Here is a 16,796-nt window from a genome sequence, read left to right as displayed (position 1 = left end):
TTCCGTCTGGCCGGCGGGTTACTGGTCGAATCACTGGGCCGGGATATCGAGCGCCGCGCCACGGCCCGCCGCGATCATGTCGCGCCGGGCATGGGCATAGCCGTCATCCCGTGAACGGCGGCGGGACCGGTCGTTCAGGATGGCCTCGGCGGCATCGAACTGTCCTGCCCGGATGCCCGCATCTATGGTCATGCGTTCGAACAGGTCGCGCTGGGCGTGACTGCCCCCCACCCGCTGCATGTCGCCGCGCGCGGCGGAAAGATGCGCAAAGGCCGACGCGAACCGGCCCTCGGCAAAGTCGCGCAGCCCCGCCGCCGCCGCCCGGCCCGGATGCGCCATGTTGCGCCCGGTCCGGGTATCCGACCTCGCGGCATCGCGGCCGATACGCCGGATCAGCCGATGCGCCGCCGCGTCGCGGCTGTCGCCGTTCAGCGCGAGCAGGTAATGCAGGTCGGCAAAGATCAGGCATCCGTCCTGCGTCCGCGTCTCGGCCAGATCGGCCAGTTCCTGCCAGCGGTCGGCGACATCGACGCCTTCGAGGTCCAGCCGCATCAGCAGCGCGGTCGCGTTGGCGATATCGCGGTAGTCGTCGGTGCGCTCGGCCCGGATCTCGCGATCGTAGAGCGCCAGAACGGCGTCGATCCGGCCCAGGTCGAGATACATCAGCGCCTTGTGCCAACAGACGTGGAACCGGAAATTGTTGCAATGCGCCCAGGCGCCTTCGCGGCCCTCCAGCCAATCGAGCCCGCGCCGCGCACAGCCGGTCATGTCATGCACATGGGCTACCGCGTGCAGCCCCCAGGCATCGTCGGGCGCCAGCCACAGCGCATGGCGGCCCGTGGTTTCGGCGCGGGCGTAATCGCCGGTTTCCTCGAGCGAAAACGCGTGGCACCCGAGCAGATAGCCATAGCCGGGATGGGACCGGTCATAGGCCGGCAGCACCCGTTCAACCGACCGGCGCATCCCCGTCGCATCGCCCAGCACAAAGCGGATCGCATGGCCCAGCTTCATCGCCAGTGCATCGCCGGGATCGGCGCGCAACACCTGTTCGAGCCGCTGCACCGCCGCGCCGGGATGGCCACCGATCCAATCCGCCAGCGCATCGATATAGAGCCGTTCGCGCGGCAACACCGCGCCCTGCCGCTCGATCCGCTGCGCGCGGGCCAGCGCCGACACCGCGTCAGCCACCAGTTCGCGCCGCCCCATCAGCATCAGGAACAACCCCTGCACCGCCTGAGCCAGCGCAAAGTCCGGGTCCGTACGCAGCACCGCGCCCAGATGTTCGGGGGTGCATGCCGAATGGGCCAGAAACCCCTGCATCGTCGCATTCCAGGCGGCGATCGCGGCGGGGTCGCTCAGGCTGGTCGTCTGGCCATAGAGGTCGTGGGACATACCGGCTCGGTTCCTGCATCTGTCGGTTTCGCTGCGGCTGCAGCATTGACGTCAACTGCATTAACAGACTGCGCGGAAAGGGAATATCACATCCTTTCGTGCTCTCGTATTGGTGACCCCCCGTGTGCCCGCGATGGGAAGAACTTTGCCGATGGCCCAGCCAGATCGGCAAGGTTTCGCACGGATGCCTCAGATCCGGCCGTCATAGGCCCGCGATCCGATCCCGGCGGCGATCACGGTGAACCGGTCTGATTCGAGCGCCCGGCGCAACGCGGCCCGCAAACCGCCCCGGTCCCGCACCGAAACGCCGTGCCCGCCCAGCGCGCGGGCCAGCGCGGGCAGGTCGTGGCCGGGAAAATCGACGCCCGCATTGCGCAGCTGCCGTTGCCGCTGTTTCAGTTCGATCAGCGCCAGGCTGTCATCGACGAACACCACGAAGATCGGCGCCACGCCCAGGTCCGCCGCCGTCGCCAGTTCGCCCGCCACCATCATAAACCCGGCATCGCCGGAAAAGCTGACCACCGGGCGGGCGGGCGCGGCCAGCTTCATCCCGATTGCCAGCGGCACCGCGCAGCCCATGGTGCAGAACCCCGAGCTCTGCACCAGCCCGCGCGGTTCGGTGCAGCGCCACATCTGCGACAGCAGGATCCGGTGCGCGCCGCTGTCGGCGCTGGCCAGCGTGTCGGGCGGCAGCACCGCCCGCGCCTCGGCGATCACCGCGGCGGGCCCCCAGTCGTCATCCGCCGGGAACGCCGCCGCCAGCGCCGCCCGCACCCGCGCGGGCTCGCCGCCCGGCCAGGTGGCGCGCGGCGCGACCCCGTGGCCCAGCGCATCGAGCGCGGCGCCGGTATCGGCAACGAAGGCCAGCCCCGCGCGGTGCATGCCGTGATCATTCGGCTCGGCGGCGATGTCGATCACGCGCTGGGTGTCGGGATCCCAGGCATCGCGCCACCCGGACCGCATCTCGATCGGGTCATAGCCCAGCGCCAGCACCAGGTCGGCGGCGCCCACCAGCGGCAGCAGGTGCCGGTCGGCCAGCGGCGACAGCCCCGCCCCGCCCAGGCACAGCGGATGGTCCTCGGGGAGGATGCCCTTGGCCTTGTAGGTGGTCACGAACGGCACGCCGAACCGCTCGACGAAACCGCGCAGCGCCGCCCCGCAGCCATCGCGCAACGCATCCAGCCCGATCAACGCCAGCGGCCGGTCGGCCCGCGCCAGCCAGTCCCGCGCCTGATCCAGCGCCGGGCCATGCGGAGCGGCGGCGGCCTCCGGGGCGATCAGGGGCGCAGGCGGCGCGGGGGCGTCCGCCGCGCCGATCGGCACGTCGATATGCACCGGCCCCTGACGCGGGCGCAGCGCGATCCGCACCGCCTTGTCGACGATCAGCGCCGCCCCGCCGGGGCTCAGCCGGAACGTGGCCTTGGTCACCGCGCCCAGCACCGCCTTGTGATCCACCACCTGGTGGGTGTAGCGCAGCGCCTCATCAGCCTCGACACATCCGCTGAGCACGATCATCGGCACCCGGTCCTGCATCGCGTTGGCCACCACGTTGACCGCGTTCAGCACCCCCGGCCCGATGGTGCCGACGAGGATCGCGGGCGCGCCGTCGCGGTGATGCACGCCCTCGGCGATGAACCCGGCGGCGTTCTCGTGCCGCGCGAGGTGGAACCGGATGCCCGCCGCTTCGAGCGCATCCACAAGCGTCAGCACCTCGCCTCCGGGCATTCCGAACGCATGGCGGCAGCCCGCGGCATACAGCCGCCGCGCGAGGACATCCGCGGCACGCAGGGGTTCAGATCTCATCCCGGTCCTTTCCTGCCAATGTCGCCGATCATGCCGCACCGCCCGCCATCGGCAAGGGCACTCACACCCATGTGACCACCATCCGGCGCTTGTAACCCCGCCCGGAGCGCTTAGAACGGCGGGCATGGACAACATGCAGCTTCCCCTCACCCGCGACCTCGTCCTGATCGGCGGCGGCCACGCGCATGCGCTGGTACTGCGGCGCTGGGGCATGAACCGGCTGCCCGGCGCCCGGCTAACGGTGATCTCGCCCGAACCGATGGCCGCCTATTCCGGCATGTTGCCGGGCTATGTCGCCGGTCATTATGCGCGCGCGGCGCTGGATATCGACCTGGTGCGGCTGGCCCGCTTTGCCGGGGCGCGGCTGGTTCTGGGCGCGGCGACCGATATCGATCTCGCCGCGCGGCAGGTGACGGTGCCGGGACGGCCTCCGGTCGCCTTCGACATCTGTTCGATCGATGTGGGGATCACCTCGGCCATGCCGGACCTGCCGGGCTTTGACGACCATGCGGTTCCGGCCAAGCCGCTGGACCGGTTCGCCGACAGCTGGCGCGCGGTGATCGGGGGCAGCACCCCGGTGCAGGTGGCCGTGATCGGCGCGGGCGTTGCCGGGGCCGAACTGGCCATGGCGATGGCCCATGCGCTGCGCGCGCGCGGACGCAACGGGCAGGTCACGCTGATCGACGCCGCCGGTGCCCTGCCGGGGCTGGGCGCACGGGCGGCGCGGGCCGTCCGCGACGGGCTGGCCGCGCAGGGCGTCACGCTGATCGAGCGGACCGGCGCGACGGCCGTCGAACCCGGCGCCGTCCTGCTGGCCGATGGCCGCCGGGTCGAAGCGGATTTCGTCACCGGCGCCGCCGGCGCGCAGCCGCATGGCTGGCTGGCGCAGACCGGGCTGGTGCTGGAAAATGGCTTCGTCGCGGTGGACGACCGCCTGCAAACCAGCGATGCGGCGGTGTTCGCCGCCGGGGATTGCGCCCATATGACCACCAGCCCGCGCCCCAAGGCCGGGGTCTATGCGGTTCGACAGGCGCCGGTGCTGTTCGAGAATCTGCGCGCGGCGCTGTCGGGGGGACGGATGCGGCGCTATCGGCCGCAGCGGGACTATCTGAAACTGATCTCGCTGGGCGACAAGGCGGCCGTCGGCGAACGGTTCGGCCTGGTGAAAAGCGGCCCGGCCATGTGGCGCTGGAAGGACCGGATCGACAGCAGGTTCATGGACAGGTTCCGCGACCTGCCGGTGATGGGCCTGCCCGATCTGCCAGAACCACGCGCGCAGGGCATGGAACAGGCCCTGGGCGGCAAACCCCTATGCGGCGGCTGCGGGGCCAAGGTCGGCCGCGGCGCGCTGCGCGCGGCGCTGGTGCCGCTGGCGACCGGCGCCCACACCGACATCACCCCGTTGCCGGGCGACGACGCGGCGCTGTTGCACACGGGTGGCGCGCGGCAGGTGCTGAGCTCGGACCACCTGCGGGCCTTCATCGACGATCCGGTGGTGATGGCCCGGATCGCCGCCGTCCATGCGCTCGGCGACATCTGGGCCATGGGCGCCGCGCCGCAGGCTGCGACGGCCAACCTGGTCCTGCCCCGTCTTTCGGCGGAGTTGCAGGAACGCATGATGCGCGAGATCATGACCGCCGCCACCGGGATCATGCGCGGCGCGGGTGCCGAGATCGTCGGCGGCCACAGCTCGGTCGGGGCGGAACTGACCATCGGCTTCAGCGTCACCGGCCTGTGCGGGCACGAACCGGTCACGCTGGCCAAAGGACGTGCGGGCGACGCGCTGATCCTGACCAAGCCGATCGGCACCGGCGTGGTGATGGCCGGTGAAATGGCCGGGCGGGCACGCGGAGATCACGTCGTCGCGGCGCTGGAACAGATGGCCAGACCCCAGGCCGAGGCCGCGCGGGTGCTGGCCGGCGCCCACGCCATGACCGACGTGACCGGGTTCGGCCTCGCCGGGCACCTGCTGAACATCTGCGAAGCATCCGGGACCGGCGCGGTGCTGTGCCCCGAGGCGGTGCCGCTGCTCGACGGGGCGGCGGATCTGTCCGCGCAGGGGGTGCGCTCATCGCTCTGGGCCGACAACCGCGCGGCGGTGCCATCCCTGCCCGATGGCGGCATCGCCGAGTTGCTGTTCGACCCGCAAACCGCAGGCGGGTTGCTGGCCGCCGTGCCGCGCGGCGAGGTCGATCGCATCCTGGCCGCGCTGCACTGGCTGGGCTTTGCCGCCGCCCGGATCGGCGCGCTGACCGACGGGCCGCCCTATCCGGTTACGGGGCCGCTGCCGGCATAGGCGGTGACCGCCGCCTCGATCCGCGCGGCGGCCTCGTCCAGCCCCGCCGGGTCGAGCCGTGCGACCGGGATCCGTTCGAGCACCTCGGCCCCGATGGCGCGGCGCGATTTCTCATAGGCCGGGTCGTAATGCTCGACCATGAGCGCCCGGGTCAGCCCGGTCTTGTCACCCGCCGCGATCCGGTCGAACCACCCGTCGATCACCGCCCCGCCCCGATGCGCCTTCAGCGGCGCCAGCCGTTGTTGCAGCCGCGCCGTATCCGACAGGATGTCGTCATAGGCCCGCGCCAGATACCCGGTCCGCGCCTCCAGCGGCGCGGCGATTTCGATCCGCGGCGCGGATTTCATCGCCGACCACAGCGACGGCGGAATGATCCGCGCCCCGATCTTGCTCGATTCCGCCTCGACCACGACCGGGCGGGTCGGGTCGAGATCATGCAGCGCCACCGCCAGGGCCGTCTCGAACGCTTTCTGCGCAGGCTGCGGCGCCGGCATCTCGCCCAGCAGCGACCCGCGATGCCCGGCGAGCCCTTCGAGATCCAGCACCTGGACGCCGCGCGCCGCCAGCAGGCCCAGCAGCTCGGTCTTGGCGGTCCCGGTATAGCCGTCCAGCAACAGCAACCGGTGCGGCAGGCAGTCGTCATAGAGCGCCCGGTTCACCAGCCGCCGGAAACTGCGATAGCCGCCGCGGATCACCCCCGGGCGCCAGCCGATCTGACCGAGCATCCAGCCGAACGCCCCCGACCGCTGACCGCCGCGCCAGCAATAGACCAGCGGCCGCCACCCGCCCTCGTGATGCGCCAGCGGACCGGCCACATGGTCGGCCGCGTTGCGAAACACCAGCGCGGCCCCGATCTTGCGCGCCGCAAACGGGCTCTGCTGCTTGTAGATGGTGCCGACCTCGGCCCGCTGCGCATCGTCCAGCACGGGCAGGTTGATGGCGCCGGGCAGATGATCCTCGGCATATTCCGACGGGCTGCGCACGTCGATCACGGTGTCGAACCCGTGGCGGAACAGATCGGAAAGCGAGTCGAATGTCTGCAACATGCCCCGGTCTAACCCGTGGACCCCGACAGAGAAAGCACCACCTTTCCCGCCGCCACGCAGCGGCAGGCGCCAGGTCACTTCTGACCTGCCCGCCGCGAAATCCCTCACCATGATGTAGGGTCTGCCCAGCCCTGAAGGAGCAGGCGAAGGCGAAAGAGCCGTTTCACCGAGGCGCAGATCATCGGGATGATCAAGGAACAGGAGGCGATCTACCTCGACGAGATCACTGACGGCTTCCGGGCCCGCAGGGTCGTCAAAAACTGGATGGCATTCTACAACGCCGAGCGACCCCGTTCCGCGCTTGATCGGCAAACGCCGGACGACGCATATTGGACCGGCGTGGAAGAGCAAGAAGCAGCATGAAACCTAAATCCGATACACCTTAGCAAAGCCGCAAAACTGTCCGGAAAGGTGGGACCGCTTCACTTTGTGATCCTCAATGCCAAATCGCACCTCGCGCCATCCTGTCTGTCTCCAACCGCAGCGCTGACCTCCACAGCGGTGTTTTCATGAATGGCGCGTCGTCGAAGCGCGACTGGCTGGCGTGATCGATGCGGAACAGGAAGAACGGGGCGATCATGCCGAAGATGCGACCGGGATGTCCGACCAGCGCTTGACCGCTCTTGGTCAGGCGGAACTCGCCCTTGTAGTGCCGGCCGAGCTTCATCGCGATCATCAGGTTGTGCAGGATTTCAAGCGGCGGGAAATCCCATTCGTTAAGCACCTTGTTGACGGCCATCAGATCTGCCTCGGTATGGCCGGGCCAGTCGAACTCGGCTGCCGCCCAATGCACGAACACCCGCTTGAACGCCTTGGTGGGTGTCAGGGGAATGCCGCCGTGCTCGCCGATCCAATCGATGGTCTTCTCGATCCCACGCACCAGGGGCGAGAAAGCCAGCGCCGGGTCGGCATCGTCGATCTCCCGAAACGCGCTCACCTGAAATCTCCCGCGCGAACCAACGAATGCGGCCGACGATGTGGATTTCGTCGGCCGTTCGTTCACAGGGGCTGTAGACGGGATTGTCGGAGATGACGCGCACAGCGGGCGGGTCGCTGTTGGGGATGTGCTCTAGCCGCTTGGCCACCAGCCCCATGCCGTCGTCCAGCACGAAGATGCCGGGCGGGTTGGGGGTGCAGCGGGCCATGTCGACCAGCACCGTGTCGCCGTTCAGGAGCGTCGGCGCCATGCTGTCGCCCTCCACATGCATGATGCGCAACTGCGAGGGGCTGGCGCCGAGGCTGCCCTTTATCCAGGAGCGGCGGAAGTGATAGGCGCGGCCGGCTGTGTCCTCGTGCTTCTGAACCACCGCGCCGCCGACACCCTCGGCGCCGGGCTGGGCCTCAATAGCTCATCGCCGCCTGCACCGCCCGTTTCCAGCGGTCATTGGCGGTTTCGCGGTCGGGTTCGCTCATCGCGGGCACGAATTGCCGGTCCAGCGCCCAGGTCGCGGCAAAGCCCTCGGCATCCGGGTAGACGCCCGCCTGCATCCCCGCCAGCCACGCCGCGCCCAGCGCGGTGGTTTCCTGCATCACCGGCCGGTCGACCGGGGCGCCGAGAATGTCGGCCAGCGCCTGCATGGTCCAGTTCGACGCGCTCATCCCGCCATCGACGCGCAGCACGGTATCGGCCTCGGCCCCCCAGTCGGCGCGCATCGCCTGCCACAGGTCGCGGGTCTGGAACGCCACGCTCTCCAGCGCCGCGCGGGCGAATTCGGCCGGGCCGGAATTGCGCGTCAGCCCGAAGACCGCGCCGCGGCAATCGGGCCGCCAGTAGGGCGCGCCCAGCCCGGTGAACGCGGGCACGATGGTCACCGATTGCGCCGGATCGGCCTTGCGCGCCAGATCGCCGCTCTGGTTCGCGGCCTGCAGCACGCCCAACCCGTCGCGCAACCATTGCACCACCGCGCCGGCGACAAAGATCGACCCTTCCAGCGCATAGGCGCGTTTGCCGTCCAGCTGGTAGGCGATCGTGGTCAGCATCCGGTTCTGCGAGGTCACCGGCGCGTCACCGGTGTTCAGCAGCGCGAAACAGCCCGTGCCATAGGTGGATTTCATCATCCCCGGCGAGAAACAGGCCTGCCCGATGGTGGCCGCCTGCTGGTCACCCGCCACCCCGCGTATGGATATCGGCCCGCCCAGCAGCTCGGGTTCGGTCTCGCCGAACTCGGCGGCGCAATCGCGCACCTCGGGCAGCATCGACATCGGCACGCCGAGCAGGTCGCAGATCTCGGGGCTCCACCGGCCCTCGTTGATATCGAACAGCAGCGTGCGCGCGGCATTGGTGGCATCGGTCGCATGCACCCGGCCGCCGGTCAGCCGCCAGATCAGAAAGCTGTCGATCGTGCCGAACAGCAGCTCGCCGCGATCCGCTCGCGCCCGTGCGCCATCGACATTGTCCAGGAACCACTTGACCTTGGTGCCCGAGAAATAGGGGTCGAGCAGCAGGCCGGTGGCGGCGGTGACGGCCGGTTCGTGGCCGGCGTCGCGCAGCGCGGTGCAGATATCGGCGGTGCGGCGGTCCTGCCAGACGATGGCCCGGTGCAGCGGCCTGCCCGATGCGCGATCCCAGACCAGCGTGGTTTCACGCTGGTTGGTGATGCCGATGGCGGCGATCCCCTCCGGTCCGATGTCCCGCGCCTGCAGGACCTCCCGGCAGACCGCGACCGTGGTTTCCCAGATCTCTTCCGCGTCATGTTCGACCCAGCCCGCCGCCGGGAAATGCTGGGTGAACTCGCGCTGCGCCACGCCGGCAACCTTCATGGCGCCGTCGAACAGGATCGCCCGGGTCGACGTGGTTCCCTGATCGATGGCCAATATATGGGCCTTTGGTGCGGTCATCCCCGTTCCTCCCGTTTCCGCGATCCCGGCAGAGCCTAACCCGCCAGCCGGTCCGGGTTCCAGCCCTACATGCGAAAGGGTCTTGTTTCCCGCCTGTTATCGGCCAAGACTGTCGCGACAACGCAGGGAGATACATCCATGAAACACTTTGCCAGGCTGGCCGCCGTCAGCGCCCTTGCCCTGAGCGCCGGGATCGGCGCGGCCCGGGCCGAGGGCGGGATCACCGTGGCGATGCAGCTCGAACCGCCGCATCTGGATCCGACCAGCGCCGCCGCGCAAGCCATCGATTCCGTCGTCTATTCCAATATCTTCGAGGGCCTGACCCGGTTCATGGGCGATGGGTCGGTCGTGCCCGGCCTGGCCGAAAGCTGGGAGATCTCCGATGACGGGCTGACCTATACCTTCAGCCTGCACGAAGGCGTGACCTTTCACGACGGCACCGCGATGGATGCCGAAGACGTGGTGTTCAGCCTCGACCGCGCCCGTGCCGAGGACAGCGTGAACGCGCAGAAGGCCCTGTTCGACGGGATCGAGAGCGTCGAGGCGGTGGATCCGGCCACGGTCCGGATCACGCTGGCCGAACCCAACGGCAACCTGCTGTTCAACCTGGCCTGGGGCGACGCGGTGATCGTGGCGCCCGAGAGCATCGAGACCATCAAGACCAACCCGGTCGGAACCGGCGCGTTCAGGTTCGCCAACTGGGTGCAGGGCGACCGGATCGACATCGAGAAGAACCCCGATTACTGGGGCACGCCGGCGGTGCTGGACAAGGCGACCTTCAAGTTCATCTCGGACCCGACCGCCGCCTTTGCCGCGATGATGGCCGAGGATATCGACGCGTTCGCCGGGTTCCCCGCCCCCGAGAACCTGCCGCAATTCGAAGCCGACCCGCGGTTTCAGGTTCTGGTGGGGTCGACCGAAGGCGAAACCATCCTGTCGATCAACAACAAGCAGCCGCCCTTTGACGACATCAAGGTGCGCGAGGCCATCGCCCACGCGATCGACCGGCAGGCGATCATCGACGGGGCCATGTTCGGCTATGGCACCCCGATCGGCACCCATTTCGCGCCGCACAACCCGGCCTATGTCGATCTGACCGGGACCTCGGCCTACGACCCCGAGAAATCGAAGGCGCTGCTGGCCGAGGCCGGGCTGGCCGACGGGTTCGAAACCACGCTGCACCTGCCCCCCCCGTCCTATGCCCGCCGTGGCGGCGAGATCATCGCCGCGCAGCTGGCCGAGGTGGGGATCAAGGCCGAGATCATCAATGTCGAATGGGCGCAATGGCTGGAATCGGTGTTCCGGGGCAAGAATTTCGGCCTGACCATCGTCAGCCATACCGAACCGATGGATATCGGCATCTACGCGCGGCCGGATTACTATTTCCAGTATGACAACCCGGATTTCCAGGCCCTGATGGACACGCTGAACCGGACCACGGACCCGGACAAGCGCACCGGGCTGCTGCAACAGGCGCAGACCGTCATCGCCGAGGATTTCGTCAACGGCTACCTGTTTCAGCTTGCCAATCTAGGTGTCGCCAAGGTTGGGCTCGAGGGTCTCTGGGCCAACGCGCCCACGGCGGCCATCGACCTCACCGCGGTGAGCTGGGCACAGTAACCCGCGCCCGCGACTGGACCGACAGGCCCCCGCCCCGGCGGGGGCCTGTTTCGCACCCCACCCGGCCCGCGCAAGGCGCGAAAACCGATTCATCCCGAAACCGAAACAGGTTAACGTCGCTGCGATGCTGCGCTATTCACTCAAACGCCTGCTTTCCCTCGTCATCAGCCTCGCGGTCGCGTCGCTGGTGATCTTCTTCGTGATCGAGGTGGCACCCGGCGATCCGGCCAGCTTCATGCTGGGGATCAACGCCCAGCCCGACACGGTGGCGGCGCTGCGGTCGGAGCTCGGGCTCGACGTGCCGAAATGGCAGCGCTATCTCGACTGGCTCGGCGGGATGCTGACCGGCGACTTCGGGACCTCCTACACCTATCGCACGCCGGTATCCGACATGGTGGCGGAACGGGTGAAGGTTTCCCTGCCGCTGGCTCTCTATGCGTTGACCCTGTCCACGGCGCTGGCCTTTCCGGCCGGTATCTATGCGGCGGCCCGGCGCGGGCGCCCCGGCGACATGGCGGTGATGGGCGCGACCCAGCTGGGCGTGGCGATCCCGAATTTCTGGTTCGCCATGATGCTGGTTCTGGTCTTCGCCATCAACCTGCGCTGGTTCGGGGCCGGCGGCTTTCCGGGCTGGGACAACGGGGTCTGGGCCGGGCTTCATGCCCTGACCCTGCCCGCGATCAGCCTGGCGCTGCCGCAGGCCGCGATCCTCGCCCGCGTCATGCGGTCGTCGCTGATCGACATACTGGGCGAGGATTTCATGCGCACCGCCCGCGCCAAGGGGTTGAGCCGCCGGCAGGCGCTGTGGCGGCACGGCGTGCGCAACGCGCTGATCCCGGTGCTGACCATCATCGGGCTGCAATTCTCGTTCCTGCTCGCGGGCGCGATCATCATCGAACAGGTGTTCTACCTGCCGGGACTGGGACGGCTGGTGTTCCAGTCGATCTCGTCGCGCGACCTGATCGTGGTGGAATCGGTGGTGATGCTGCTGGTCTTTGCGGTGATCGTGGTCAATTTCCTGGTCGATCTCGCCTATGCAGTGGTCGACCCGCGGCTGAGGGCGCGCACATGATGAGCCGGAACCTCCTGATCGGCGGCGCCCTGTCGTCGCTGGTGCTGCTGGCGGCGCTGCTGTCCTTTGCCTGGACCCCGTTCGACCACGCGGCCATGGACATCCCCGCCAAGCTGCAGCCGCCCGGCGCCACGCACTGGTTCGGCACCGATCATTTCGGGCGCGACATGTTTTCGATGATCATGGTCGGCGCCCGCACCTCGATCACCGTGGCGCTGGTGGCCGTCGGCATCGGCATCGCGCTCGGCGTGCCGCTGGGTCTGGCGGCGGCGGCGCGGCGGGGCAGCTGGCTGGACGAACTGATCATGCGCGGCAACGATCTGGTCTTTGCCTTCCCGTCGCTGGTCATCGCCATCCTGATCACCGCCGTGTTCGGCGCGGGCGCGGTGAATGCCATCATCGCCATCGGCATCTTCAACATCCCGGTCTTTGCCCGCATCACCCGCGGCGCGGCGCTGAGCCTGTGGGAACGCGATTTCATCCTCGCCGCGCAGGTGGCGGGCAAGGGCAGCGCCCGGATCTCGGCCGAGCATATCCTGCCCAATGTGCTGAACCTGCTGATCGTGCAGGGCACCATCCAGTTCTCGCTGGCGATCCTGGCCGAGGCGGGGCTGAGCTATGTGGGCCTCGGCGCCCAGCCCCCGACCCCCAGCTGGGGCCGGATGCTGGCCGACGCGCAGACCATGGTCGGGCTCGCACCGCACCTGGCGCTGGTGCCGGGCGTGGCGATCATCCTCACCGTTCTGGGGCTGAACCTGATGGGCGACGGGCTGCGCGACTGGCTCGACCCACGGCTGCGGGTGGCCCGGACATGAGCCTGCTCGAGATCAGCGACCTGAACCTGTCGATCCTCGGCACGCCGATCCTGCGCGACATGTCGCTGACGGTGGCGCCCGGCGAAATCGTGGCCGTCACCGGCGAAAGCGGATCGGGCAAATCGATGACCGCGTTCACTGTGATGCAGCTCCTGCCGCCCTTCGCCCGGACAGCCGGCAGCGTGCGCCTGTCGGAGACCGAACTGCTGGACGCCTCCGAACCCGACATGTGCGCGATCCGGGGCCAGCGGGTGGGCATGGTGTTCCAGGAACCGATGACCGCGCTCAACCCGGTCAGGACGATCGGACAGCAGGTGGCGGAAACCATCCTGGTGCACAAAGCGATGTCGCCCGACAGGGCGGAAGAGCGCGCGCGCGAGGTCCTCGACCGCGTGGGCCTGCCCGCCGACCGCTTTCCGCTCACGCGCTACCCGCATGAACTGTCGGGCGGCCAGCGTCAGCGCGTGGTGATCGCGATGGCCATCGCGCTGCGCCCCGAACTGCTGATCGCGGACGAACCCACCACCGCGCTCGACGTCACCACCCAGGCGCAGATCCTCGACCTGCTAAAGGGGCTGGTGGCCGATTTCGGCATGGGCCTGCTGATGATCACCCATGATCTCGCCGTGGTTGCCGATATGGCCGACCGCATCGTGGTCATGCGCCACGGCGAGGTGGTCGAAACCGGCCCCACACGGCAATTGTTGGCGGCGATGAAACATCCCTATACGCGGATGCTGTTCGAGGCGTCGAACCATCAGGTCGCGCTGCCGCCCCTGCCCGAACCCGCGCCGCTGCTCGAGGTCAGGAACGTCGTTCGCGACTACCGCCTGCCGCGCAGAAAACTGCTTGCGCCCGCGGGCCATTTCCGTGCCGTGAACGGGGTCAGCTTCACCCTCAACCGGGGCGAACGGCTGGGGCTGGTGGGTGAATCCGGCTGTGGCAAATCCACGCTCACCCGCGCGCTGCTCGGGCTCGAACAGGTGCAGGGCGGCGAAATCCTGCTGGATGGCGAGCCGGTCTTTTCCGGGCACCGGCCCAACCTCGCCGTGCGGCGCAAGATGCAGGTGGTGTTCCAGGACCCGTTCGGATCGTTCAACCCGCGCCACCGGGTGGACCGGCTGGTGACTGAACCCTTTCACCTGCTCGACGATCCACCTAAGGGGGCAGACCGCCAGCGCGTGATCGACGAGGCGCTGACCGCGGTGGGGCTGAAACCGGCGGACGCGCTGAAATACATCCACGAGTTTTCCGGCGGCCAGCGCCAGCGCATCGCCATCGCTCGCGCCCTGATCATCCGCCCCGACCTGATCCTGTTCGACGAGGCGGTGAGCGCGCTCGACGTGTCCGTCCGCGCCCAGATCCTCGACCTGCTGGCCGAGCTGTGCGCGGCCTATGCGCTCACCTACCTGTTCATCTCGCATGACCTGTCGGTGGTCCGCACCGTCACCGACCGGGTGCTGGTGATGAAATCCGGCGAGATCGTCGAACAGGGCGACACCGAAACCGTCTTCACCGACCCGCAACACCCCTATACACGCGACCTGATCGCCGCCGCGCCGGTGCTGCCCGATCGCGAAAGCCTGAAAAGGATGGCCTATCATGACTAACGCTCTCTGGTTCGACCCCGCGCTGTGCCTGATCGGAGGCCAGTGGACGGCGCCCGCCGACGGGCAGACCCTGCCACTGGTCAACCCGTCCGACGGATCCGAGATCTGCCGGATCGCCCGTGGCGGGGCCGACGATGTCGATGCCGCCGTGGCCGCCGCGCAGACGGCCCGCGACGGCGACTGGGGCCGGATGACCGCGACCGAACGCGGGCGCATCCTCACCCGGATCGGGCAGCTGGTGCTGGACCGGGTGGAGATTCTGGCCGCGCTGGAGGCGGCCGATGTGGGCAAGCCGCTGACCCAGGCCCGGGCCGACGCGGTGGCGCTGGCCCGCTACATGGAATTCTACGGCGGCGCGGCCGACAAGGTGATGGGCGAGACCATTCCCTATCTCGACGGCTACACTGTCTATACCCTGCGCGAACCGCATGGCGTCACCGGCCATATCGTGCCCTGGAACTACCCGATGCAGATCATCGGGCGCTCGGTCGGCGCGGCGCTGGCGATGGGCAACGCGGCGGTGCTGAAACCCGCCGAGGAAGCCTGCCTGACCGCGCTGGCCTTTGCCCATCTGGCGGTCGAGGCCGGGCTGCCCGCCGGGGCGCTGAACGTGGTGCCGGGGCTCGGCGCCGAGGCGGGCGCGGCGCTGTCGGGCCATCCCGGCATCCAGCATGTCAGCTTTACCGGATCGGTCGCCACCGGGGCGCTGGTGCAGGCGGCGGCGGCCCGCAACGTGGTGCCGGTGACGCTGGAACTGGGCGGCAAGTCGCCCCAGCTGGTATTCGACGATGCCGACCTCGATGCCGCCCTGCCCTTTCTCGTCAACGCGGGCATCCAGAACGCGGGCCAGACCTGTTCGGCCTCGTCCCGGATCCTGGTGCAGCGCGGGATCTATGACGCGGTGCGCGACCGCATGGCGGCGGCCTATGGCGAGCTGACGGTGGGGCCCGCCACGGATGACCTGCGCGTGGGGCCGCTGATCTCGGACCGGCAGAAGGACATCGTGCAGGGGTTCCTCGACCGGGGCAGAGATCTGACCGTGGCCGGGCGCGGCGTGATCGCCGATCACGCCCCCGACACCGGCGCCTATGTCCGCCCCACCCTCTTTGCCGATGTGCGCCCCGACCATCCGCTGGCGCGGGACGAGATTTTCGGCCCGGTGCAGGTGATGATCCCCTTCGACGACGAAGCGCAGGCGCTCGAGATCGCCAATGGCACCGAATACGGGCTGGTCGCCAGCATCTGGACCCGCGACGGCGCGCGGCAGATGCGGCTGGCCCGCGCGCTGCGGTCGGGCCAGGTGTTCATCAACAATTACGGCGCGGGCGGCGGGGTCGAGCTGCCCTTTGGCGGCATTGGCAAATCCGGCCATGGCCGCGAAAAGGGGTTCGAGGCGCTCTACGGCTTTTCGCAGCTCAAGACCGTGGCTGCGTTGCACGGATAGGGGTCAGGGCCGCAGCGGCACCCGGCCCCGGTCGGTCAGCAGCCAGCACGCGCGGCCCTCGAACACCGCCGGATGCAGCGGGCGGCCATAGCCCGCCCCGCCATCGAGATCGACCCGGTTGCCGAAATGCTGCGGCGCGTCCAGCGCGGTGTGGCCATGCACGACCAGCCAGGGATGCGGCGTGCGATGCGAGAGAAACGGCTCGCGGATCCAGATCAGGTCATCCTCGACCTGCAGGTCCAGCCGCACATTGGGATAGATCCCGGCATGGACGAACAGCAATTCGCCCGCCTCGACAAAGAGCGGCCGGTTTTCGAGGAAATCCACATGCGCTGCCGGCACTGCCGCGCGCGCCGCCGCGACCACCACCGGGTCGGGGTCGTCGGTCAGTCCGGTCACGCCATAGGACCGCAGCGTTTCCGCCCCGCCAAGACGCCGGTTGGCCCAGGTCAGATTCGAGCGGATATTGGCATCGCGGGTTTCGCCCAGCCGCAGGAAGTTCAGGAACAGGCGGTCATGATTGCCCCGCAGGACATGCCAGTTCCGCCCGGCCGCCGCGCCCTGTGTCAGACGGTCGATCACGCCGCGGCTGTCCGGTCCCCGGTCCACGAGATCGCCCAGGATCACCACCTCGGCGGCGTCACCGCCATCCCGCGCGATCAGCTCCAGCGCCCGGTCCAGCGCCCCGAGCTGGCCGTGCACATCGCCTATGGCATAGATCGGTCGGGACATCTGCGGGCTCCGGCGTTGCGTGGCGGCCCCCGGGACACACCGGGACAGGCCTGCGACACTCAGTATCGCCAATGACCAGCGGGCGCAAAGCGTGACGGCGAGGGCAATCCGGGTTTCCGCGAAAACGC

At 68.8% G+C, this 16,796-nt stretch carries 13 protein-coding genes and 1 pseudogene; 7 read left to right on the top strand and 7 right to left on the bottom strand.

Annotated features, from left to right (window positions below):
• Nucleotides 1-30: 30 nt before the first annotated feature.
• A complete protein-coding gene (locus C6Y53_RS13590; protein WP_106472913.1) occupies nt 31-1,392 on the bottom strand; it encodes a tetratricopeptide repeat protein in 1,362 nt (453 codons plus the stop codon).
• A 189-nt stretch (nt 1,393-1,581) separates the two neighbouring features.
• Nucleotides 1,582-3,195, bottom strand: coding sequence for a thiamine pyrophosphate-binding protein (locus C6Y53_RS13585; protein WP_106472912.1), 1,614 nt, complete (start codon nt 3,193-3,195; stop codon nt 1,582-1,584).
• A 124-nt stretch (nt 3,196-3,319) separates the two neighbouring features.
• Between C6Y53_RS13585 and selD the strand changes: the two genes are divergently transcribed.
• Nucleotides 3,320-5,491, top strand: a complete 2,172-nt coding sequence (selD, locus tag C6Y53_RS13580) for a selenide, water dikinase SelD (protein ID WP_106472911.1) — start codon at nt 3,320-3,322, stop codon at nt 5,489-5,491.
• Here the strand turns inward: selD and mnmH are convergent.
• Nucleotides 5,461-6,537: a tRNA 2-selenouridine(34) synthase MnmH gene (mnmH, locus tag C6Y53_RS13575; protein WP_106472910.1), complete on the bottom strand. Its 1,077-nt coding sequence runs from the start codon at nt 6,535-6,537 to the stop codon at nt 5,461-5,463. The genes selD and mnmH overlap by 31 nt on opposite strands.
• Before the next feature lie 186 nt (nt 6,538-6,723).
• Here mnmH and C6Y53_RS13570 point away from each other — a divergent pair, with 186 nt between their 5' ends.
• Nucleotides 6,724-6,900, top strand: a complete 177-nt coding sequence (locus tag C6Y53_RS13570) for an integrase core domain-containing protein (RefSeq protein WP_149615530.1) — start codon at nt 6,724-6,726, stop codon at nt 6,898-6,900.
• 73 nt (nt 6,901-6,973) lie between these two features.
• Here C6Y53_RS13570 and C6Y53_RS13565 read toward each other — a convergent pair whose 3' ends face one another.
• The 3 genes and pseudogenes from C6Y53_RS13565 to glpK all read right to left on the bottom strand — a co-directional run bounded on the left by C6Y53_RS13565 (nt 6,974) and on the right by glpK (nt 9,375).
• Nucleotides 6,974-7,474, bottom strand: coding sequence for a hypothetical protein (locus C6Y53_RS13565; protein ID WP_211299388.1), 501 nt, complete (start codon nt 7,472-7,474; stop codon nt 6,974-6,976).
• 85 nt (nt 7,475-7,559) lie between these two features.
• Nucleotides 7,560-7,844: pseudogene (locus tag C6Y53_RS13560) on the bottom strand (S24 family peptidase); the annotation flags it as partial.
• A 34-nt stretch (nt 7,845-7,878) separates the two neighbouring features.
• On the bottom strand, nt 7,879-9,375 hold the full coding sequence (gene glpK, locus C6Y53_RS13555) for a glycerol kinase GlpK (protein WP_106472909.1): 1,497 nt from the start codon (nt 9,373-9,375) through the stop codon (nt 7,879-7,881).
• Nucleotides 9,376-9,513: 138 nt separating this feature from the next.
• Here glpK and C6Y53_RS13550 point away from each other — a divergent pair, with 138 nt between their 5' ends.
• The 5 genes from C6Y53_RS13550 (at nt 9,514) to C6Y53_RS13530 (ending at nt 15,936) form a co-directional block, all read left to right on the top strand.
• Complete coding sequence (locus C6Y53_RS13550) at nt 9,514-10,995, top strand: ABC transporter substrate-binding protein (protein WP_106472908.1); 1,482 nt, start codon at nt 9,514-9,516, stop codon at nt 10,993-10,995.
• Nucleotides 10,996-11,119: 124 nt separating this feature from the next.
• Nucleotides 11,120-12,067, top strand: a complete 948-nt coding sequence (locus tag C6Y53_RS13545; RefSeq protein ID WP_106472907.1) for an ABC transporter permease — start codon at nt 11,120-11,122, stop codon at nt 12,065-12,067.
• The gene (locus C6Y53_RS13540; RefSeq protein ID WP_106472906.1) at nt 12,067-12,882 is read left to right on the top strand and encodes an ABC transporter permease; all 816 of its coding nucleotides are present in this window, start codon (nt 12,067-12,069) and stop codon (nt 12,880-12,882) included. The genes C6Y53_RS13545 and C6Y53_RS13540 overlap by 1 nt, the downstream gene beginning before the upstream one ends.
• On the top strand, nt 12,879-14,492 hold the full coding sequence (locus C6Y53_RS13535) for an ABC transporter ATP-binding protein (protein WP_106472905.1): 1,614 nt from the start codon (nt 12,879-12,881) through the stop codon (nt 14,490-14,492). The genes C6Y53_RS13540 and C6Y53_RS13535 overlap by 4 nt, the downstream gene beginning before the upstream one ends.
• On the top strand, nt 14,485-15,936 hold the full coding sequence (locus tag C6Y53_RS13530) for an aldehyde dehydrogenase family protein (RefSeq protein ID WP_106472904.1): 1,452 nt from the start codon (nt 14,485-14,487) through the stop codon (nt 15,934-15,936). Before C6Y53_RS13535 ends, C6Y53_RS13530 begins: the two co-directional genes overlap by 8 nt.
• Before the next feature lie 3 nt (nt 15,937-15,939).
• Here the strand turns inward: C6Y53_RS13530 and C6Y53_RS13525 are convergent, their stop codons facing one another.
• A complete protein-coding gene (locus tag C6Y53_RS13525; RefSeq protein ID WP_106472903.1) occupies nt 15,940-16,668 on the bottom strand; it encodes a metallophosphoesterase in 729 nt (242 codons plus the stop codon).
• Nucleotides 16,669-16,796: the final 128 nt, after the last annotated feature.

The organism is Pukyongiella litopenaei (assembly GCF_003008555.2).
Lineage (GTDB): Bacteria > Pseudomonadota > Alphaproteobacteria > Rhodobacterales > Rhodobacteraceae > Pukyongiella > Pukyongiella litopenaei.
This window is presented reverse-complemented; position numbering and strand designations above follow the sequence as displayed.